This window comes from Oscillospiraceae bacterium, assembly GCA_035353335.1.
Taxonomy (GTDB): domain Bacteria; phylum Bacillota; class Clostridia; order Oscillospirales; family JAKOTC01; genus DAOPZJ01.
On the sequence record DAOPZJ010000043.1, the window covers coordinates 1 to 21,539 of the forward strand.

Below are 21,539 nucleotides of genomic sequence, written 5' to 3' on the forward strand. Positions count from 1 at the left end.
CGACGGTGTCTGTGACATCGGAATGGCATCCCGTGAGCTCAAAGATACCGAACTCGCCGGAGGCCTCACCTCAACCGTCATCGCACTCGACGGCATCGCAGTCATCGTAAATCCCGCGAATACAATTGATAATATGACCAAAGATCAGGTCAAAGGCATCTACACCGGAACCATCCTGAACTGGCAGGACATTGCTTGATAAAGTATCCAAAAATACATCAATGAAGCGAGGTTTGAAAAGGAATTTTCAAACCTTGCTGTGAAAGGATCAAAAATCTAAGATGATTAAATTCAAAGAAGCCGCAATGAAAATAGTATTCCTCCTCTGCGCCTGCTTTGCGATTTTAGCCGTGCTGATGATCTGTCTTTTCTTGTTCGCCAACGGCATCCCGGCGATGAAGGAAATCGGACTTTGGAACTTCCTCTCGGGAACGAAGTGGAAGCCGGAGAACGATATTTACGGGATTCTCCCGATGATCATGGGCAGCATCTATGTCACGGCGGGAGCGCTTGTGATCGGCGTTCCGATTGGAATTCTCACAGCGGTCTTTATGGCTCGGTTCTGTCCGCCTAAACTTCATAAAATCCTGAAACCCGCGGTGGATTTACTTGCCGGAATTCCGTCGGTTGTCTACGGCTTCTTTGGATTGATGGTCATCGTTCCGACAATCAGAAACATGTTTGGAGGAACCGGTTCTTCCATGCTTGCCGCATCGGTCGTGCTCGGCATCATGATTTTGCCCACGATCATCGGCGTCTCAGAGGCGGCAATCCGCGCGGTACCCGAAAGCTATTATGAAGGGTCGCTCGCACTCGGAGCCAGTCATGAACGAAGCGTATTTTTCTCCATGCTGCCGGCGGCGAAATCAGGCGTATCGGCTGCGGTGATTTTGGGCGTAGGACGCGCCATTGGCGAGACGATGGCGGTGGTCATGGTCGCCGGAAATCAACCGATTATGCCGACCGGAATCACAAAGGGGCTGCGGACTCTGACCTCGAACATTGTCATCGAGATGGGTTACGCGGCCGATTTGCATTATAACGCTTTGATTGCCACCGGCGTCGTGCTGTTCGTGTTCATCCTGATCATCAATCTGCTGTTCTCCATTCTGAAAAGGAGGTCAAAACTGTGAACGTAACTGAAAAGATCTCCCGATTTGAAAAAGAGCGTAAAAGAGCAAAAGCGCAGTCCGTTTTTTTAAGAACCATCGTTTACATCGCGGTGATTCTCACCTTATCCGCTCTTGCTTTTGTCATCGCATACATCCTTTTCAAAGGCATACCGAATATCTCACTCGACTTGTTTTCGCCCGAATATACTTCTGAAAATGCCTCGGTTGTTCCGGCTATCATCAACACCGTCACGATGACGCTGATATCACTTCTCATTGCGGTTCCGCTCGGGGTCTTTTCGGCGATCTATCTGGTCGAATACGCAAAACGCGGAAACAAACTCGTCGCATTAGTGCGCACGACCGCAGAAACCCTCTCCGGAATCCCGTCGATTGTCTACGGCTTGTTCGGATATCTGATGTTCGTGGTCTATTTCGGATGGGGTTACAGTATGCTCGCCGGTGCATTAACGCTGTCGATCATGATTCTACCGGTGATCATGCGCACCACCGAAGAAGCGCTCAAATCCATCCCCGACACATTTCGCGAGGGCAGCTTCGGCCTGGGTGCAGGAAAACTTCGCACGGTATTTAAAATCGTACTCCCCTCTGCAATTCCGGGAATTTTAGCCGGCGTCGTGCTCTCGGTCGGCAGAATCGTCGGGGAGACGGCTGCTTTGATCTATACCGCGGGTACCGTGGCACAGATCCCCGATACTGTACTGCGGAGCGGGCGGACGCTCTCGGTGCACTTATACGCCCTCTGGAACGAGGGATTGGCTCAGGGAAAAGCCTATACGTCAGCAGTGGTGCTGTTAATAGTCGTAGTCGGAATCAATGCACTGTCGGCTTTTATCGCGAAGAGATTATCAAGGGAAAAAGTTTGATCATCGAGTTTGCAAACTTTTTATAATAAGGAGAGGTTCATCCGAATGGATAAATTCAATATCGAACAACTAAACTTATATTATGGCAATTTTCAGGCATTGAAAAATGTCAATCTGCCGATTCTGAGCAAGGAGATCACCGCTTTTATCGGACCTTCCGGCTGCGGCAAGTCGACGCTGCTCAAAACTTTGAACCGGATGAATGATCTGATCGAGGGCTGCCGAATCGAGGGAAAAGTCGCTCTGGACGGTGAGAATATCTATGACCGGAAAATGGACGTCAATCTGCTCCGAAAGCGGGTGGGCATGGTGTTTCAAAAACCCAATCCCTTTCCGATGAGCGTCTATGACAATATCGCCTACGGGCCGCGAACCCACAGTATTAAAAACAAAGCGCAGCTCGACGAAATCGTAGAAAAATCGCTTGTTGACGCGGCTATCTGGGATGAAGTCAAAGACCGTTTGAAAAAGTCGGCGCTGGGTCTATCGGGCGGACAGCAGCAGCGGCTTTGCATCGCACGGGCGCTCGCGGTTGAACCCGAAGTCCTGTTGATGGATGAACCGACCTCCGCACTCGATCCCATTTCGACCGGAAAAATAGAAGACCTTGTCAGCGAGCTAAAAAAATGCTATTCTATTATCATCGTGACCCACAATATGCAGCAGGCGACCCGAATTTCTGACAAAACGGTATTTTTCCTGCTCGGCGAGGTCATTGAATACGGCGACACCGAGACAATGTTCTCTACGCCGAAAAATAAAAAGACCGAGGATTACATCACGGGGAGGTTCGGATAATGCGCAGTAAATTCGATGAACAATTAAAACTTTTAAATAACGATTTAATCGTTATGGGTGCTTTGTGTGAGGACGCAATCGCCTGTTCGGTGAAATCTCTATTGAATTCCGACTTATCGCTCGCAGAAAACGCCATCAGAATCGAGAAAGAAATCGATCAAAAAGAACGAGACATCGAAGGGCTTTGCCTGAAACTGCTTTTACAGCAGCAACCCGTTGCGAGCGACCTGCGGCTGATCTCATCGGCTCTCAAAATGGTGACCGATATGGAACGCATCGGCGACCAAGCAGAAGATATCGCCGAATTGGTCACCTATACCGACCTGTCAGATTCCAAAAACGACGTCCACTTTGAAGATATGGCCAAAGCTGTAATCAAAATGGTAACCGATAGTATTGATGCCTTTGTCAAACACGACCTTAAACTCGCGCAGGCAGTCATCGCCTACGACGATGTGATGGACGACCTCTTTTTGAAAATCAAGAATGATTTAATCGAATTGATTGCCTGCGATAAAAAGGGCGGTGAAGTGGCACTCGATACGCTGATGATCGCAAAATATCTGGAGCGCATCGGCGACCACGCGACTAATATTGCAGAATGGGTGGTCTTTGCGATCACAGGAAAACACGTCGGAGAAGCGGATTAAATTTTCAAATCCTCATCGAAAGGGATGTCTAAATTAAATGATTATTGTTGTCGAAGATGACCGCGGCATCCGTGAACTGGTCGTCTATACACTCCAAAACACCGGCTTCAAAGCCATGGGCTGCGAGAGTGCTCAGGAACTTTATGCCGCGTTGAAAACCGAAAAGCCGCAATTGATTTTGCTTGACATTATGCTTCCCGGCGAAGATGGGATTTCGGTTCTCAAACGGCTGCGTCAGAATTCCGCGACCAAAAAGCTGCCAGTGATCATGCTGACCGCAAAAGGAGCCGAATACGATAAAGTGATCGGTCTTGATTCGGGCGCGGATGACTATATTACAAAGCCGTTCGGCATGATGGAGATGATCTCCCGCGTCAAGGCAGTTTTGCGGCGCGCTGAAGAAACTGACGACTTGGTATATTCCGTTCCAAACATTACACTAAACGTCAAGGCGCATCAGATCACGGTGAACAATGTGCCCATTGAGGTTACGCTTAAAGAATTCGAACTGCTTCGGCTACTGATGAAAAACGCTGGAACCGTTCTGACCCGGGATATGCTGCTTGAAAACATCTGGGGCTACGGTTTTGACGGCGAGACCCGAACGGTGGACGTACATATTGGCACGCTGCGTTCAAAACTCGGTGTTGCAGGCGAGATCGTCGAGACCGTGCGTGGGATCGGTTACCGAATCGCAAATGAATAATATATCTTTTTGTTGAATGCGGGGTGAGACGATGAAGCGGAGAATCTTTTGGAGTATTTTTTTAACATCCTTTTTATTGCTCGCGCTGACGGTGACCGCCGTCATGGGCGCTGTTTATAATCAATTCACCGATGAACGCAAATCGGAAATCAAAATCGAGACGGGGTACATTGTTAATGCATATGGCGGAGGTGCTATCGATTATCTCCGGCAGATCGGCAAAGTCAGCCCGAACCGAATCTCTTTGATTGCACCCGACGGCAAGGTACTTTATGACAGCTTCGTCGATGCTTCATTGCTTGAAAACCACTCCGACCGCCTCGAGATCATCGCCGCTTTGACAAACGGCACCGGCGAATCAACAAGGTCATCAGAGACCCTTGAGGAAAAGACCTATTATTACGCCGTGCGGCTGGACGACGAAAATATTTTGCGCATTGCCGCCACTTTAAAAAGCATGTCCGCAATCATCTATAACATGGCTGCAATGATCATATCCATCTTGATTATCGGGCTTTTGATTATCATTCTGACCGCAAATTTGTTGACCAAGCGCATCGTTGCTCCGATCAACCGGATTAATCCCGAAAATCCGCTCTCGTCCGATGCCTACGAGGAGTTTTCACCGTTGATCGTCAGCATCGACAAACGCAATAAAAAGATCAATGAACAAATCCAAATGCTCTCCGAAAAACAACGCGAGTTCTCCGAGGTCACCGACGGAATGAGCGAAGCGCTGGTTGTCTTCGGTGCGGACCGCAAGATTCTCTCAGCCAACCGCAGTGCAAAACGCGTGTTTTTCTCTTATGAGCCCGAAGGGCTTGGATATCTCGAATTCTGCCGCGATATTCCCTATATCCACGCTGTCGAAGAGGCCTTTTTAGGTCGTCCCTCACAACAAAAATTCGAACGCGGCGGTCATATCTACCGATTATCCGCCGATCCCGTTGGTAAAAGTGACGAATTTGCGGCGGTGCTGTTTGTCACCGATATCACCGACGCCGAACGGGCCGAACAGATGCGCCGTGAATTTTCGGCCAACGTCTCACACGAGTTAAAAACCCCGCTGACATCGATTTTGGGCTATGCCGAGATCATGTGCAACGGCGTTGCAAAGACCGAGGACTTTCCGCGCTTTACCAAACAGATCTATGACGAAGCAAGACGGCTTCTCTCTTTGATCGAAGATATCATCAAACTCTCCAAACTCGACGAAGGCGGTTTGAAAGAAGAATTCCGAAAAACAGACCTCTTTCCGATCTGTGAAAACGTCGTAAATGAACTTGCACAGAAGGCTAAAAATAGCGATGTCAAACTTGAAATACGCGGTGAGCACTTGACGGTGAACGGCATCGAAAACACGCTGCATGAGATGATCTATAATCTCTGCGACAACGCGATTATCTATAATAAAAAAGGCGGATTGGTCACAGTCACACTCGAGACAGTGCAGGGGCACCCCGTGTTAACAGTCAAAGACACCGGCATCGGCATCGCACCGGAGCATCAAAACCGGGTTTTCGAGCGGTTTTACCGCATCGACAAGAGCCATTCAAAGGCGACCGGCGGAACCGGCCTCGGCCTTTCAATCGTCAAACACGCCGCGCTTCTGCACGGAGCACAGGTCAAACTGACCAGTGCCTTAGGGCAGGGCACCGAGATTAATGTTGTTTTCCAGTAAGTTAAAAATAGAACATAAATCAAAATTCCACTCCCATCGCCGGTGGGGGTGGAATTTTCAATATAATTAGCCCAACTGTTAATCGGGGTGGTCAGGCGGAGAAGTATAGCTGACCAAATAACGGTCTTCTGTCGCGACAGCGATATCTCCGACGACCGGGTTCTTTGTTAAATCCCGGATAATTCCATCCATGATTTGTGCCGGGAGCATTCTTTTTAGATTTCAACTTCGTTATGCATGATAAGACCGCCGCTGTTTAAAATGCAGATGTCTGGTTTCAAAATATCGCGGACGCGCTTTGAAGCCCATTCCGAGCGCGCGGTAGCAATGGCGGTCAGAATTCCTCGGGCTTTGCATTTTCAAAGACTTCAACGGAACGGGGCGAGACCGTTTTATCAGTCCGTAACAGCGTTCTGTCGAGATCACAAACAATCATCCCGACTTTCATAACTGCTCCTTTACCGGAAGTGCCTTACTTCTCTGATTTATTATATCTTATTAAACGCCGTTTGCAACTATTTGCTATCATTACTTAGTTATATACCGCTCAGGTGAAAAAATCGACCGCTCAGTTAATATTATCCATACCTGAGTTTTTTTGGTATAATAAAAATTGAATTACCGATTCTTTCAGAAATTAAAATTCGGATTGACGGGATTAACGGAAAATGATATCATATAAAAACACGGGAGGATGTTATGAACACTCGTTCGATTAATCAAGAAGATGTTGCCGAATTTTTGCGGCAGATAACGACTGCACACACATATGCGGAACTTGAAAAAAGTGACGAAAGCTTTATCGAATTGGCAAAGAGACAAGCCGAAGCTGCAGAAGCATATTTACTTTCAGATGAAATTAACGAGGCAAAATCGCTGTTTAGATATTCTCTCGAATCACTTTCACACGCAAACCGACCGGATATCGAAGCAGACTTTTGTGAACGCATCGGAAAAGCGTTCTCCCGGGCTGGTAAGAATTCAAATGCCGCAGGTTATTTTTTAAAGGCACTCACAACCAATGAGATTACATCACAAAACACACCTGAAAACCGTACCGGACTTTTAAAATCATATAAACTCTGCGCGGATTCGCTGATGAAAACAAACCGCAGCGATGATGCGATTGCGCTTTTAACGAAATGCTGCGATGTGATGAAGCGGGGGTATGAAACTGCACCGTCTCTTTCCGATCTGATGGGGTGGGCAGATGCGCTTTATATGCTCGGCGGTGCATATGAACATATCGAAGCCTACGAAGTGTCTTCTAAACTTTATGGAGAAGCAATGGATCTTTATATCTACGCTGAAAATGACTATAAGTCCGACGCTCGCCGAGAAACCGCAAATTGTCTGATCAAAATCGGCGGTATTTTTGAACTGAAAAAAGAGTATGACCGTGCGCTTGAAAATTATAATAAGGCGCTGGAAATCAACCGCCGGCTCGCCGTTAGAGATGGCGACGAATTATCTTTGAAACATCTGATGGCGAGCTGCACGCACACTGCGAAACTCTGTGAGACGATGGGACGTCTTGTTGAGGCGCTTTCGCTGTTTCGGGAAAAAGCCGATGTCTCATCACGGTTTTCAAAACTCAAACCGGTTGTAGAACCGCCTGAGATTTTATTTTTAACACCGCTCGAAAATTTTGCAACCCGTTTGGAACAACTCGAACCGAAACTTCCTTGGTATTCGCTCCTATTTGAGATAGAGGAGCATCCGAGTCATGATAGGATGTACATCACCTATTTTACAATGGGACGTCTGGCCGAAGAACTTGCCATTAATGCCAATGATCTTAATTTATTTCAAGAAGCTTTGCGTCTGTTTGAGGCATCGGGGAATATACTCAGTATGATCCATGACGAATTTTCCGAAAACGGACAAGAAGAAAAATTGCGTGAGATTAAATCTCACATAAAAAGACTTAAAAAACAGATCAATCAAGGAGGAAATTCAGATGAATGAGAAATTGATCAAGGAACTGGCGATCAACGGAGGGCCGAAAGCGGTACCGAATCCGCTCCCGCCGAGAAGCCATTTCGGCACCGAGGAAAAAACGGCTGCGAACCGGATTATCGACGAAGCCATCGCAAAAGGTGTAGCCCCGGGATACGGCGGTCCGGAAGAAGAGATCTTTTGCAAAGAATTCGCCGAGATGATGGGCGGCGGTTTTGCCGATGCCGTCAACGGGGGGACCACTGCTGTTTTTGTGGCACTTCGGGCGCTTGAACCCGAGCCCTATTCCGAAGTTGTGGTCGGTCCAATTACCGATCCGGGCGGAATTATGCCGATTGTGATGTGCAACTGCATCCCGGTGGTGGCAGATGCTTATCCGGGTTCTTTTAATACCAATCTTGAATCCGTGAAAAAAGTCGTCACCAATCGCACTTCAGTAATCATTATCCCGCATATCGCAGGCGAACCCGCCGAGATCGATAAAATCTGCGAATTCGCAAAGTCCAAGGGCATCAAGGTCGTCGAGGACTGCGCACAGGCGCACGGCGCGACCCTGAATGGTAAGCTGGTCGGCACTTTCGGCGACATCGCAGCTTATTCGATGATGTTCGGAAAACATACCTGCATGGGCGGGCAGGGCGGTGTGGTCTTCACAAAAGACGAAGACCTTTATTGGAAAATCAGACGCTACTCCGATCGCGGAAAGCCGTTTGGACTTCCGGCAGGAAGCACTAACTGTGTCGCTTCCTTGAACTTTAACGCTGATGAACTCGGCTGTGCAATCGGCCGCGAGCAGATTAAAAAGACCGCAGCGATCGCCGCCGGCAGACGCAGAGTCGTCAATAAGATTCTCTCGGAAATCTCAGAGGTCAAAGCGCTTAAGCAGCCCGAATTCATTCCCGGTTCCGTACCGTCGTTCTGGTTCTGGCGGCTGCATTTCGACGGCAGCAAAGTCGACTGCACCAAACAGGAATTCGGCAAAGCCGTAGCTGCGGAATGCAATATGAACGTGTTGCCCGATTATCCTGGTCTGCCGTTCACTTTCGATTGGTTCCAGAATCAACGTGCGTTCGGCACCGGTCATTATCCGTGGTCAGCACCGCAAAATATCAGCGGTGATCATATCACAACGCTCGATGATATGCCCGTTGCCAAAAAATCGATTGAGGACACGATTTTATTCTATATCTACGAGAGTTGGAGCGACGCCGACTGTATCAATGCCGCCAAAGCGATTAAAAAGGTCTATAACGCCTACAAAAAATAATAGATAACATCTGCTTGAACATTTAGAAAAACAACAAAGAAGGCTTTATCATGAGAATCGACGACCACAATCATGCCGACTGGTATGGATATAACTTTGACAGATTCATCGCAAATATGGATGAGCGCGGAATCGATATGACCTGGATTTTATCCTGGGAGTGCCCGGATGAGGAATTTGATCCGCGAACGCTGCATGTGTTTTCACACAAACCGGGCGTCGGACCGATCCCGTTTGAAAATTGTTTGGCCTATAAGCTGAAAGCACCCGACCGCTTTGTACTCGGTTATGCGCCCGATCCCAGAAAACCGTGTGCGATCGACCGTTTAGAAGCAGCGAAAGCACTCTACGATGTCCGAGTATACGGCGAGATTAAACTTCGGATGATGTATGACAATTTCGATGCGATCCGAATGTTCCGATACTGCGGCAAGCAGGGCATGCCGGTTCTTGTCCATATCGATTATGAATTCGACAATGGCGGTTATCCTTACCCGAACTGGTGGTACGGCGGCGGCATCGACGCGTTAGAACGCGCGGTTGGCAAATGCCCCGAGACCAATTTCTTAGGCCATGCTCCCGGTTTCTGGGCGCACATCTCGGGCGACGATCAATATAATAAAGTCCCTTATCCCACCGGAAAAGTGCTTCCGGGCGGCAAACTGATTGAAATGCTCGATAAATACCCGAATCTCTATTGCGATATGTCAGCGGGTTCGGGTGCAAATTCGCTCGATCGTGACCATGAATTCGCACGCCAATTCCTGATCACTTATCAGGATCGCGTGCTCTACGGCCGCGACTATTTCGACAATCGGCATCAAGAGGTTTTGGCAACGCTCAACCTGCCGCAGGAAGTATTAGATAAAATCTATTATAAAAACGCATTGAAGCTCGTGCCGTTGAACTGAGGATTTATGATCATTTTACATTCGCATGAGAAAAAGGCGATCAAATGCGCCATCTTTGACTTTGACGGCACCCTATCGACGCTGCGCTGCGGCTGGGAGGAAGTCATGCGCCCGCTGATGTATGAGTGTATCGTGGGCGATAAACAGCTGTCCAAGGCTGAAAGCGACAAGATTAAAGCTGATATTTACGCTTATGTTGACGAATCGACCGGTATTCAAACCATCGGACAGATGAAATGGTTGACTAACGCTGTAAAGGAATACGGCTTTAATGCCAATGCATCGGATGATCCGTGGTTTTACAAGGCGGAATACAACCGGCGTTTGATGGAGTATGTGGCTGTGGAACGGGACAAGCTGGTCAAGGATGAAATTGTACGCGACACCTATTTGATTCGCGGCTCTGAGGACTTTTTAAAATCTTTGAAAAGCCGAGGAATCAAGTTGTTCGCTGCCAGCGGCACTGATGAAGAAGACGTGATCAAAGAGGCGACTGCACTCGGGCTCGCGAAATACTTTGACGAAATCGCGGGTTCTAAGCCGCATTCTGAACAATGTTCCAAAGAGGAGGTCATCAACCGGCTGTTGCATGAAAACAGCGAGATGATCGTGATCGGCGACGGCAAGGTCGAAATCCGGCTCGGGCGCGATAACGGCGCGCTGACACTCGGCGTCGCTTCCGATGAACAAGCAAGGCAAGGAATTAATCCTGTAAAGCAATATCGCCTTACAGCTGCCGGCGCGCATGCGATTGTCGGCGACTTCGGAAATCTGGATGAGATTTTGGAGTGGATATAAAGTTTGAAAAATAAATTTTTCAAACCGGAGTTTGGTTCTTTTTACTTTGAAAGAAGAACCAAACATCCCAATAAGCAGAAGGATGGTCATAAATGGGCAACAGGGATAAGCAACTCGATACCTCGTGTCTTAAGATGTATTCGGCCAAAGACCGGATCAATCTGGTCACCATCGAAGGATTGATGACTCCCGGCGTCACACCGCATCCGGAGTTTTCCGCTGACGGTTTTGACGAGCTTGTCGAGCGTATTTTAACCGCGCGTAAAAACAGTCGATCGGTGATTTGGAGCATGGGTGCTCATGTAATTAAAAATAACCTTTCAAGATACATCATCAAACTGATCAAGATGGGAATTATCACCCATGTCGCGTCGAACGGCGCCGGCAGCATTCATGATTTTGAACTGTGCTACCTCGGCGGCACCAGCGAAGACGTTCCGACCGCCATCGAAGATGGCTCATTCGGCATGTGGGAGGAGACCGGTGCCTGGATGAACGAAGCGATCTCGGCGGGTGCAAAAGACGGCATCGGTTATGGGGAAGCGCTCGGCAGATACATCGACCGAAACCCGCAGAAGTTTCCGTTCCGGGACGACTGTGTACTCTATCAATGCTATCAACACGATATCCCCGCAACTTATCACATCGCACTCGGAACCGACATCATCCACCAGCACCCGACTTGCCGCATGGAGGACATCGGAAAGTGCAGCGGGATTGATTTTAAAAGGATGTGTTACAGCGTCTCGCAGCTCGACGGCGGCGTTTATCTGAATTTCGGTTCATCGGTCATCGGCCCTGAGGTGTTTTTAAAAGCACTCTCGATTTCGCGTAATCTCGGCTATCCGACTTTCCGCATCACAACCGCAAATTTTGACCTGACCGACCTTGGCGATTTCCGTAAAATGATCGGTTACGACGACCCGAATTATTATTACAGGCCGCGTAAAAACATTGTAAACCGACCCACCAGTATGGGCGGCAAGGGCTGGCACTTTGTCGGAAATCACCTTGCGACGATTCCGACGCTGTATGATAAAATCGCGGAGGAAATGCGCCGTGGCTGAGATCAAAGAATTGTTATCCCGGATTGAACGGGTAAAAATCGGCGTGATCGGCGATTTTTGTGTCGATATCTACTGGCACGCGGATATGAAGAGAAGCGAGCTCTCCCGCGAGACTCCGCATTTTCCGCTGCCGGTTTATAAAGAACAGGTTTATCTTGGCGCCGCAGGCAACGTAACCGCAAATATCGCCGCGCTTAAACCAGAGAAAATTTATGTCTGCGGAGTACGCGGCGACGATTGGCGCGGGATGCTGATGGAAAGCAAATTTGCCGAAATCGGCGCGGACACGACCGGCTTAATCTGTGAAAGAGACCGCATGACTAACGCCTATTGCAAGCCGATTAGGCATGGGCTTTCCGATACGGTTTATGAGGATCCGCGTCTCGATTTTTGCGCGGACAGGCCGATTTCCGCCGAGAGTGAAGAATATATTATCGATGAACTTAAAAAAATGGCCGAAAAAGCCGACATAATCTGTGTTTGCGACCAGTTTGAAAACGGCGTGATCAGCCAAAAGGTGCGAAATTTGATCTGTGAGATCGGCAAAAGCAGGAAATTAGTTGTTGTTGACAGTCGGAATAATATCGGGAAATTCAACTATGTGACTGTCAAACCCAACGAAACCGAGTTTTGTCGCGCGTTCGGCATCAATTCGCTCGAATTAAACCAATACGAAATTTATGCGCTCAATTTTGCCAACGCCAAGCATTGCAAGGTCTTGTTGACGTTGGGCGAAGACGGCTGTTTATATTGCGACGGTAAAAACGCGGCACATATTCCGGCCAAAAAGGTAGTAGGACCGATTGATATATGCGGTGCGGGGGACACATTCAATTCAGCGTTTTCCTGTATGTCCGCGACCGGCTGCGACCCGGTTACCTGCGCGGAAGTCGCCTCGGCAGCCTCTGCTGTTACGATTAAAAAAATCGGCGTCACGGGAACCGCGACGCGCGAAGAAATTATTGAGTTGTTAAAATAATACTGTTAATATTGCAATTGTTGCGAACGGTCAAAACCGCCCTTACGTTCGATTAAATTTGCTTTTTAATTTTTTTTAATGCGCCTTTTTCGAGACGAGAAATTTGAGCCTGGGAGATGCCGATCTCCGAAGCAACTTCCATCTGCGTTTTTCCTTCAAAAAACCGAAGGGAGAGAATCTGTTTTTCGCGGACATTTAGGGCATTAATAGCCTCACGCAGTGAAATTTCATTTAGCCAGGCGTTGTCGTCGTTCTTGTCGCTGATCTGGTCCATGATATAAAGCGTATCACCGGAGTCCGAAAAAACGGGATCGTATAAGGACACGGGGTTGACCAGCGATTCGAGCGCAATGACAATTTCTTCTTTTGGAATATTTAGTTCTTTTGCGATTTCTTCCACGGTTGGTTCACGGGACAGAGAATTGGTCAGTTTCTCTTTGACCTGCATGGCTTTATATGCCAAATCCTTGGTGGAACGGCTGACGCGAATTGGATTATTGTCACGCAAAAACCGCCTTATTTCACCGATAATCATCGGGACCGCATAAGTGGATAACATCACACCGTGTCCTTCGTCAAAGTTATCAATGGCTTTAATCAAACCTACACAGCCGACTTGAAACAAATCATCCGGATTTTCTCCACGATTCGTAAAGCGCTGGATGACACTTAAAACGAGTTTTAGATTGCCATTGATGAGATCTTCCCGTGCGGCTTTATCGCCGGTTTTTGCTCGCTGCATGAGATTGGATTTTTCGCTCTGGGTGAGGGTTTTCAGCTTAGATGTGTTGATTCCGCTGATCTCGACCTTGCTGTTTTGCAAGTGAATCCCTCCCATTCGGCGTAATTTCAACGCAATAAGTATTTGCCGAAACAGGGTTGAAAATTCAAAATTTACGGTGTAAATCTCGGAACATTTTAGAAGAAATATTTTGAGAATATTTCCCGAAAAAACTGCAAATCATCAGTAATGAAAAAAACAATGTTGTAAAGCTTAAATAATTGATAGATATATATATTCCGAAGACGAGCAGAATTAGTAAAATACAAATATTTATTAACAAAATTGCGGTCGGAGGTAGTATTTCCCGTAAAATCCGATCTCCATCCAGCGGAGGAACCGGGAGCAGATTGATTGCGGAAAGGATCAAAGAATACGCGCCGATTGTACGATATCCGCCAATATAAGCTACTGCAGCAAAAAGCAATCCGAATAACGGGCCGGCTGCGGTTATCATTATTTCCCATTGAGATGAAACTCGACTTTTTATCAGACCGATACCGATTATTGTAAGGTTAAACTCCTCAATTGGCGCATGCAGCAGTAAGCAAAAGAAGAGATGTCCTAATTCATGGATGATAGCACAGAGCAGAATAAAAACGGCCGCTCTGTCGATGCAGACAGCTGCACCTAAAGCCGCGACCGCCCAAAAACTGATTGTGATGTTAATCTGATTTTTTATAAAATCCATTCGGGGTCCATATTGACTTTATTAAGCCGAACTTCGAAATGCAGATGCGGCCCGGTAGCCCATCCAGTGCTTCCGACAGTTGCGATCCTCTCACCGCTTTTTACTTTCGCACCTTTGCTTTTTAATAGTTTTTTACAATGAGCGTAAAAAGTATCTGTACTGTCACTGTGCTCGATCAGCATGTAGTTACCCCAGACATCGCTGTAGCCGCGTTCGATGACCTTACCTGCAGCCGCAGCGTAAATAGCTGATCCGGAATTTGCGGCGATATCCACTCCGGTATGAAAGCCGAATAAACCTGTGATCGGATGATAACGATAACCAAATTTACTGTAGATCTTTCCTGATAGAGGAGCATTTAATTTAATGTCGCAAAAGTAGGGTTCAAAACTACAGCCATCCGGCGCTTTCAGCAGGCCGCCCTCGGCTTTTTGGGCAAAACTATCGGTTTTTTTGGTATCGGTCTCGGTCAGCAGCGACAAAGGTACCAAATCCCCATAATAACTAACAGCTTGCTCGTTTTCGATCTTGTAATCGCTGATACTGACTGCTTGTGTGCTCAAGGTATCGCCGCCTGCCGCCGATAAACCGGAAAGGAAATCGGCAAGATCGGATGCAGTGGCATTCTCCGGGACGTCTGTATCTTGGATCGATGAAGTTTCGGGCACAGACGTCTCGGTCGGTGAACTCTGTGTCAGCCCGGCGATGTAGTCGGAGAGTTGTTCTGCTGTCGTCCTGGAAGAAGTATCACTTGAAGAAGTAACGGAAGACGATTTTTCGCCGAGAGCGCCGCTGAGGAAACCGTTAATTTTTTCAAACATCTCGGCAGCAAAAGCCTTTAAAAGCAGCAGTGCGGCTATAATAAGAAATACGGTAATGCACTGCAATTCGAAAACCGATAACGGTGCTTTCTTCGGCTGGGTATCTGATTGTTTATCACGGTCGCTTTGCGGCTTATTATAACGCCTGTATGGGGTCATATCCATCATCCATCCTTTTCTTGCTCAGTACACGCTCACATACTACAAGGAAAATATATGAACGTCTGCGTGAAAAAATGAACTTGACAGAGTATTGAGAGAATGCTAAACTTATTTCAGCTTTAAAGGAGGTAATATATATGCAAAACGCACCGACTGTTAAACTCGGAATCGTCGCGGTCAGCCGTGATTGTTTTCCTAAAGATTTATCCAGAGTGAGACGTTCTGCCGTTATCGCGGAATGCAAAAAACTCAATTTATCTGTTTTCGAATGCCCTCAAATCATCGTGGATGAGCCAGATGTTCCGAAAGCGCTCTCCCAACTGAAAGACGCGGGCGTGAACGCTATGGTCGTCTTCCTGGGGAATTTTGGCCCGGAAGGCCCTGAGACTATGCTTGCGCAGCGTTTTGACGGACCGCTCATGTTCGCCGCCGCGGCCGAGGAAAACAGCGCGGACGCCCTGATGGGCAACCGCGGAGACGCTTATTGCGGAATGTTGAACGCCTCATTGAATCTCGGTTTGCGTAAGGTCAAGGCTTATATTCCTGAATATCCGATAGGAACTCCCGATGCCGTGGCAAAGATGATTGAAGAGTTCGTTCCGGTCGCCCGTGTGATTGTCGGCATAAAGAAATTGAAAATTTTTTCATTTGGACCAAGACCGTTTAATTTTATTGCATGTAATGCCCCAATCAAACAGTTGTTTGACCTCGGTGTCGAGATACAGGAAAACTCGGAACTCGACCTCTATGACTCCTATCTGAAACACGCGGGTGACGCACGGATTGCGCAGATCAAAGCAGAGATGGAAAATGAACTTGAGGGCAGAAACAATTATCCCTCGGTACTCGATAAACTGGCGCAATACGAAATCACCCTAATCGATTGGCTCGAAAAGAATCTCGGCATCTGCGAATACGGCGTATTTGCCAACAAGTGCTGGCCGGCATTTCAGACGATGTTCGGCTTTGTGCCTTGTTATGTCAACTCCCGCCTTGCCGCAAAGGGCTACCCGGTTGCCTGCGAGACTGATTCCTACGGTGCGCTGTCTGAATATATGCTTTATCTTGCGACCGGGGCAACACCGACGCTGCTCGACGTCAACAACTCCGTCCCGGCGGATATGGTGAAAAAAAATCACCGCACTATCGGTGACTTCACCCATGAAGACTTGTTTATGGGTTTCCACTGCGGAAACACATCCGTGTGCAATCTCAAACCAAAGACCGGCGCTCTAAAGTATCAGCTGATTATGAAGCGCTTGATCGAACCGGACGGCGAACCCAACGCCAGCCGCGGCACGCTTGAGGGGCAACTCAAACCCGGCGTTATTACGATGTTCCGTATTCAAGGTGCTGCCGAGGGACATATCGCAAGCTATATCGCACAGGGGCAGATTCTTGACATTGACCCCTGTTCATTCGGCGGCATCGGTGTATTGGCGATTCCGGAGATGGCGCGTTTTTACCGGCATGTATTAATCGGAAAGCACTTCCCGCACCACGCCGGTATCGGCTTCGCGCATGTCGGAAAAACCCTGTTCGAAGTTTTAAAGCTGCTCGGTATCGAAGACATCAGCTACAACCAACCTGCATCGCTGCCTTATAAAACGGAGAATCCGTTCAGATAATCCAGAATAAACAAGAGCCGCGGTAAAAACCGCGGCCCTTTGCATTTTTTCTTAATAGGTTCAATCCATCAACTCAGTATCGCATACGATGCTGCACTCAAGACGATAGTTTTTACTCTCGTTCGCTTCTTAAAACAAGTATCGAACCGACTACAGCGGCAATTCCGACGACCAGCGCAAGCCATATAGAGACAAACAAGGAAAGAGCCGTATAAGCTGCACTAAAGATGACATAAACGCCGGCTCCGATGATGATATATACACTCGAATCTTCTTCGCGGCCTAATGCACCGGAGGCAAGATAAGCGCTCAGTAAAATGATAACAGCGATAAAAATAGATTCCAACAAAAAGATATAAAACTCACCGATCGGTTTTTGCAGAAGCAAGTCTGCGTTTAGACGATATTGTTCAGCGGTCAGCCCCCCCTCGGTTACGGTATAATTCCCAAGCAAAATCTGCAGATAACTGAAATGATCTTTTGCGGAAATTAGTAGTTTTAAAGATGCGGCACCGGCGCCGATCGTGAAAAAATCCCTTAACCGATAAGAATAATTCACAAAAAGTTTAGTACCGAAATAAGCGCCGAAAGCCAATACGATTGCCTGAATCACAAAAATGATCAACTGAATTCCGTATGAATTGACATCAAATGCCGCGTTTGTTGTCGCAAGTTGTTTTGCGCCGTAATTTACCGCGTCTGCGATCAGAAAAATGAATAACCCGACAACGAAAATGCGCAGTGTTCCCTGTAATCTGATAAACGAAAACATAGCCAAAAATACGACGCCGAGTAATTCGACGATAACAGCGATAATTAAAGCGATTTCGTGTGAATTCATTTCTTAACCTCCGAAATGTGGAATTCCGCGATTTCTTCAAGCGGTTTACGCTGCTTTGTCCGAAGTGTATCGTTTGCCGCATAACCGATGGCTAACACCACGCGGACGCGCTCGTTTTTAGGTATGTTGAATAGTTCTTTCAGTTTACCCTCGTTGAGCCAACCGAGAATGCAAGTGGAAAGTCCGAGGTCGGTCGCTTCCAGACAGAAATGCGCCACCGAAATTCCGACATCCAGAGGTGCATATTTTTGATCTGTGACTTTACCCCCGAGCCGGGACATCAAATTCGCACCTGTTTCGAGCACAACCGCAAATGCCGGACAGCCGTTTGTAAATTTGTTCATACCCATATCCTGAACGCATTTCGCGACTTTCGGGCTGAGTTCGGGATCGTTTACGACGATGTAGCGCCACGGCTGGGAGTTGCAAGCCGACGGAGCCAACCGTGCGGCTTCGACACAACGGCGCAGCTTTTCGTTTTCAACCGGCGTAACTTTAAAATTACGGCAGCTCTCGCGCTTTTGAATAAGTTCAAAAAATTCCATTATTTTGTCACCTCGCACAGCATGTTTTCGATCTGCCAATTGACCGGTTCGACGCCGTTCTTGGCGAGAAAGTCGTTTGCTTTGGAAAAGTGTCTGCATCCGAAAAAGCCGTTATAAGCCGAAAGCGGGCTCGGATGAACCGTGGCTAACACCAGATGATTGGGACTAGTCAGAAGCGGCTCTTTTGCCCGGGCGTTTGCACCCCATAACAAAAACACAATGGGATTCGGGTTTTCATTGAGAAGCTCTACAATTTTTGTGGTCAGAAACTCCCATCCGGCTCCTTTATGACTGTTCGGCATACCCTCTCGCACCGTGAGTACCGTATTGAGCAGCAGCACGCCTTGTCTCGCCCAGGAGGTCAATTCTCCGTGATTCGGAGAGTCGATTCCGAGGTCGGACTTGATCTCGGCAAAGATATTTTTGAGGGAAGGGGGTGGTTCTATGCCTCTTTTCACCGAAAAGCAAAGTCCATGCGCCTGTCCTGCGCCGTGGTAGGGGTCCTGGCCGAGAATAACGACTTTGACTTTGGAATAAGGTGTATATTTGAGAGCGTTGAAGATATCAAACATGCTCGGGTAGATTTTAAAATGGGAATACTCCGTTTTTAAAAACTGCCGCAGTTTCTGGTAGTAAGGCGCTTCGAATTCCCCGGCAAGCAAGTCATCCCATTCGTTTCCGATACAAACCATCCGCGCACCTCCCGTTCGTTCCAATTATAGCCGTTCGGCCCGAAAGGGTCAATCGAAATTTTATTTTACAGATCGGATTGCGCTTAACCGTCTTGTTATCGCTCCGATTTCATCATCCATGTTAATATCAAAAACTAATCCGTCTGTTAAAGTAATAACAAATTAGTTTTGTAAGCAATGCAAAACGTACAAATTCTTATAATTTATAATAAGTTGACAAATCGATAAAAACAGCATAGAATTACAACTTACATGAAATTATCCGGGACGCTTATAGATATTGATAAATTAAACTATGAAATGGATTTCTTTTTATATCAACACTTTACCAAGAGATGTTATAAAAAGGGGAGGGCTTCACTGTCGGAAAAACCGCATTACAGCAACATCAAAATAAAATGAATCGAGGTATTTCATGCAGGAACAAAAGTATCTGACACTTGTGAAGCAGTACATCAACGATCAAATCGGTAAACTCAGTAGCGAGTTAAGAAGAATGATTGCCGAGCGAAAAGAGAATGTGACTTACATTTGGAACAACCTGCAAAATATTGATGTAAACAAAAACGAGAAGGCGTATTGGGCACAAAAAACGGAACTGGATGATTTCTTCGGAAATACCACCGCAAAAGAAATCAAGCAGTTAAACAGGGCGCTTTTGTCTCCTTTTTTCGGGGAAATGACTCTTATTTTTAAACATGAGGGTTCCCCCGAAACGTATTATATCGGTCTTAGAGAGTTGTACGACGAAAAAAATGGTCTGTCTTTGGTCTTGGATTGGCGCTCGCCCGTGGCAGGTTTGTTTTATGAGGGCGATATCGGCATGTGCGTTTATCAGAGTCCTTCCGGTCCGATCGAAGCTGAAATGACCGATAAAACGCAGATTCTCGTTCAAAACGGGGAAATCAAAGCCGTAACAGAGATCGATTCGCCTGTTTATGATACCTTATTGTTTTACTATTTGAAACAAAACGCCACTCATGAAATGAAAAATATCGCCGCTTCTTTACAAAAAGAACAAAACCGGGTGATACGGCTCGGTTTGAATGTGTCCGCATTTATTATCGGCCCGGCAGGTTCCGGGAAAACGTCTATCGCTTTACACCGGGCTGCGTTTTTACTTTATAAAAACGCTTCCTTAAAATCGGAGCAAATGGCGTTTATCTCTCCGAAAAAATATTTGCATCAATATATCTCCGGCGTACTGCCAAGCTTGAACGAAGATAATATACCGCTTTGTTCTTATGACGATCTGCGCAACGATATCTCATTCTTCACAAAAATGGATTATGGTTTCCTGCCCGCCAATCTGACTGTGCATGAACAATACACCCTTTTGATGTCTTTGAATGAATATGTCGAATTTTTAAAAGCAAAATGTTTTCAACTTGAAAATATCACATTCATCACACTGATGATAACAAAAGAGGAATTGTCACGCCTTTTTTGGTATACATACAGCGAACTGCCACTTTTTGCCCGAATGCAGCAGGTGCGTATGGAACTCCGGGAAAGCTATGGTCCACTTTTTTATGAGGAAGAGAAAAAGGAATTTTTTAAGCACCTTTTCACCCAGCTTAACCGTATGTACAAAGAACTGACGCTGCAAAGTGCGTATGATGATTTTGTCCAATGGCTCGGTTGTGAGAAGGGCATCCGGCTGAACGACAGCTGTCAAGGTATCGACATGGATATCGCGCTTCTTTTACAGCACATCCTGTTTCGTTCAAATACCAACCAAAGTATAAAGTATTTGATTGTCGATGAACTGCAGGACCTGACTCTTTTACAACATGCCGTGCTGCGCGCCCGATATCGTTGTCCCTTTTTAGCCGTCGGCGATTTTAATCAATCACTTCTGTTCACGCAAAACGATCTGGAACTCATCCGGCAAGTTTTCAACGAAAAAGCCGAAGTGATACAACTTTTTAATTGCTATCGTTCCACTTATGAAATTGTCGAGTTTTCCAAACGCGTCATCAAACACCCCGAAATACTGTCCGTTCAGCGTCACGGCGATCCCGTTCAATGGTATTTGTGTTCAAACATAATTGAAAAATATTCCGATTTTGAAAAGCTGCTTCACGCAGAAACGGATAATCATCGATGGAATACTATGGCCGTTATCGTACCCGATGCCGAAAGCTGCATATCGCTGTCGTCGGCGTTGCAAAAATCCGGATTTAGCATCGCCGTGAATTGCCTGAAACCTGATTGTGCACTCTCTGTTTTTGAAATCGATCAAGTAAAAGGTCTTGAGTTTGACTGCGTTTTTATCTATGACGCCGACAAGCTGATCGATCAAAAATCCGGCGGTACCAATCGCCTTTACATCGGTTCGACGCGTGCTTTGCATAAATTGATATTAATTTCGGAGCGCTTAGATGCCGGGATCGATCTCAAAGCATGGCTTCCCGAAAAAGATATCGTCGTCCAATGAGCGGGCAACTTGTTCTGTAAACGAACATTCTTAATAAACAGTGGTTATAAAACCGATTTTTATTATAAATGTTGGTTTGTCAATGATGTGTTACAAAAAAGATAAGAAAGAATCTCATTGATA

The 21,539-nt window shown here is 46.9% G+C and carries 21 protein-coding genes; 15 read left to right on the forward strand and 6 right to left on the reverse strand.

Features of this window, described 5'->3' with window-relative positions; all coding sequences use genetic code 11:
* The 13 genes from PKH29_09195 to PKH29_09255 form a co-directional block, all read left to right on the forward strand.
* A partial coding sequence (locus PKH29_09195; GenBank protein ID HNX15012.1) for a substrate-binding domain-containing protein occupies positions 1-199 on the forward strand: 199 nt, incomplete at its 5' end.
* An 82-nt stretch (positions 200-281) separates the two neighbouring features.
* Positions 282-1,133 carry a phosphate ABC transporter permease subunit PstC gene (pstC, locus tag PKH29_09200; protein ID HNX15013.1) on the forward strand — a complete coding sequence of 284 codons (852 nt, stop codon included), beginning with the start codon at positions 282-284 and terminating at the stop codon, positions 1,131-1,133.
* A 14-nt stretch (positions 1,134-1,147) separates the two neighbouring features.
* Complete coding sequence (gene pstA / locus PKH29_09205) at positions 1,148-1,999, forward strand: phosphate ABC transporter permease PstA (protein HNX15014.1); 852 nt, start codon at positions 1,148-1,150, stop codon at positions 1,997-1,999.
* A 45-nt stretch (positions 2,000-2,044) separates the two neighbouring features.
* Complete coding sequence (gene pstB / locus PKH29_09210; protein HNX15015.1) at positions 2,045-2,797, forward strand: phosphate ABC transporter ATP-binding protein PstB; 753 nt, start codon at positions 2,045-2,047, stop codon at positions 2,795-2,797.
* Positions 2,797-3,447, forward strand: coding sequence for a phosphate signaling complex protein PhoU (gene phoU, locus PKH29_09215; GenBank protein HNX15016.1), 651 nt, complete (start codon positions 2,797-2,799; stop codon positions 3,445-3,447). Before pstB ends, phoU begins: the two co-directional genes overlap by 1 nt.
* Before the next feature lie 37 nt (positions 3,448-3,484).
* Complete coding sequence (locus PKH29_09220) at positions 3,485-4,153, forward strand: response regulator transcription factor (protein ID HNX15017.1); 669 nt, start codon at positions 3,485-3,487, stop codon at positions 4,151-4,153.
* 31 nt (positions 4,154-4,184) lie between these two features.
* Entirely contained in the window at positions 4,185-5,834 is a 1,650-nt protein-coding gene (locus tag PKH29_09225) for an ATP-binding protein (GenBank protein ID HNX15018.1), read from the forward strand.
* A gap of 699 nt (positions 5,835-6,533) precedes the next feature.
* The gene (locus PKH29_09230) at positions 6,534-7,802 is read left to right on the forward strand and encodes a tetratricopeptide repeat protein (GenBank protein HNX15019.1); all 1,269 of its coding nucleotides are present in this window, start codon (positions 6,534-6,536) and stop codon (positions 7,800-7,802) included.
* Entirely contained in the window at positions 7,795-9,060 is a 1,266-nt protein-coding gene (locus PKH29_09235) for a DegT/DnrJ/EryC1/StrS family aminotransferase (GenBank protein HNX15020.1), read from the forward strand. Before PKH29_09230 ends, PKH29_09235 begins: the two co-directional genes overlap by 8 nt.
* A gap of 50 nt (positions 9,061-9,110) precedes the next feature.
* Positions 9,111-9,971 (forward strand): amidohydrolase family protein, encoded by an 861-nt coding sequence (locus PKH29_09240; protein ID HNX15021.1) that lies wholly within the window; start codon positions 9,111-9,113, stop codon positions 9,969-9,971.
* A 6-nt stretch (positions 9,972-9,977) separates the two neighbouring features.
* The gene (locus tag PKH29_09245; protein ID HNX15022.1) at positions 9,978-10,769 is read left to right on the forward strand and encodes an HAD family hydrolase; all 792 of its coding nucleotides are present in this window, start codon (positions 9,978-9,980) and stop codon (positions 10,767-10,769) included.
* A 92-nt stretch (positions 10,770-10,861) separates the two neighbouring features.
* Positions 10,862-11,836, forward strand: a complete 975-nt coding sequence (locus PKH29_09250) for a hypothetical protein (GenBank protein ID HNX15023.1) — start codon at positions 10,862-10,864, stop codon at positions 11,834-11,836.
* Complete coding sequence (locus PKH29_09255) at positions 11,829-12,815, forward strand: PfkB family carbohydrate kinase (protein HNX15024.1); 987 nt, start codon at positions 11,829-11,831, stop codon at positions 12,813-12,815. Before PKH29_09250 ends, PKH29_09255 begins: the two co-directional genes overlap by 8 nt.
* A gap of 52 nt (positions 12,816-12,867) precedes the next feature.
* Here PKH29_09255 and sigG read toward each other — a convergent pair whose 3' ends face one another.
* The 3 genes from sigG to PKH29_09270 all read right to left on the reverse strand — a co-directional run bounded on the left by sigG (position 12,868) and on the right by PKH29_09270 (position 15,276).
* Positions 12,868-13,638 (reverse strand): RNA polymerase sporulation sigma factor SigG, encoded by a 771-nt coding sequence (sigG, locus tag PKH29_09260; protein ID HNX15025.1) that lies wholly within the window; start codon positions 13,636-13,638, stop codon positions 12,868-12,870.
* 64 nt (positions 13,639-13,702) lie between these two features.
* Complete coding sequence (locus PKH29_09265; GenBank protein ID HNX15026.1) at positions 13,703-14,287, reverse strand: hypothetical protein; 585 nt, start codon at positions 14,285-14,287, stop codon at positions 13,703-13,705.
* Complete coding sequence (locus PKH29_09270; GenBank protein ID HNX15027.1) at positions 14,275-15,276, reverse strand: M23 family metallopeptidase; 1,002 nt, start codon at positions 15,274-15,276, stop codon at positions 14,275-14,277. The genes PKH29_09265 and PKH29_09270 overlap by 13 nt, the downstream gene beginning before the upstream one ends.
* A 131-nt stretch (positions 15,277-15,407) precedes the next feature.
* Between PKH29_09270 and PKH29_09275 the strand changes: the two genes are divergently transcribed.
* Positions 15,408-16,898 carry a fucose isomerase gene (locus PKH29_09275; GenBank protein HNX15028.1) on the forward strand — a complete coding sequence of 497 codons (1,491 nt, stop codon included), beginning with the start codon at positions 15,408-15,410 and terminating at the stop codon, positions 16,896-16,898.
* Positions 16,899-17,010: 112 nt separating this feature from the next.
* Here PKH29_09275 and PKH29_09280 read toward each other — a convergent pair whose 3' ends face one another.
* Genes PKH29_09280 through PKH29_09290 form a run of 3 tightly spaced genes read right to left on the reverse strand, consistent with a single transcriptional unit; the run spans position 17,011 to position 18,976 of the window.
* Positions 17,011-17,739, reverse strand: a complete 729-nt coding sequence (locus PKH29_09280; GenBank protein HNX15029.1) for a hypothetical protein — start codon at positions 17,737-17,739, stop codon at positions 17,011-17,013.
* On the reverse strand, positions 17,736-18,287 hold the full coding sequence (locus PKH29_09285; GenBank protein ID HNX15030.1) for a nitroreductase family protein: 552 nt from the start codon (positions 18,285-18,287) through the stop codon (positions 17,736-17,738). The genes PKH29_09280 and PKH29_09285 overlap by 4 nt, the downstream gene beginning before the upstream one ends.
* Positions 18,284-18,976 carry a uracil-DNA glycosylase gene (locus tag PKH29_09290; protein ID HNX15031.1) on the reverse strand — a complete coding sequence of 231 codons (693 nt, stop codon included), beginning with the start codon at positions 18,974-18,976 and terminating at the stop codon, positions 18,284-18,286. Before PKH29_09290 ends, PKH29_09285 begins: the two co-directional genes overlap by 4 nt.
* Positions 18,977-19,391: 415 nt before the next feature.
* Between PKH29_09290 and PKH29_09295 the strand changes: the two genes are divergently transcribed.
* The gene (locus PKH29_09295; GenBank protein HNX15032.1) at positions 19,392-21,416 is read left to right on the forward strand and encodes an AAA family ATPase; all 2,025 of its coding nucleotides are present in this window, start codon (positions 19,392-19,394) and stop codon (positions 21,414-21,416) included.
* Positions 21,417-21,539: the final 123 nt, after the last annotated feature.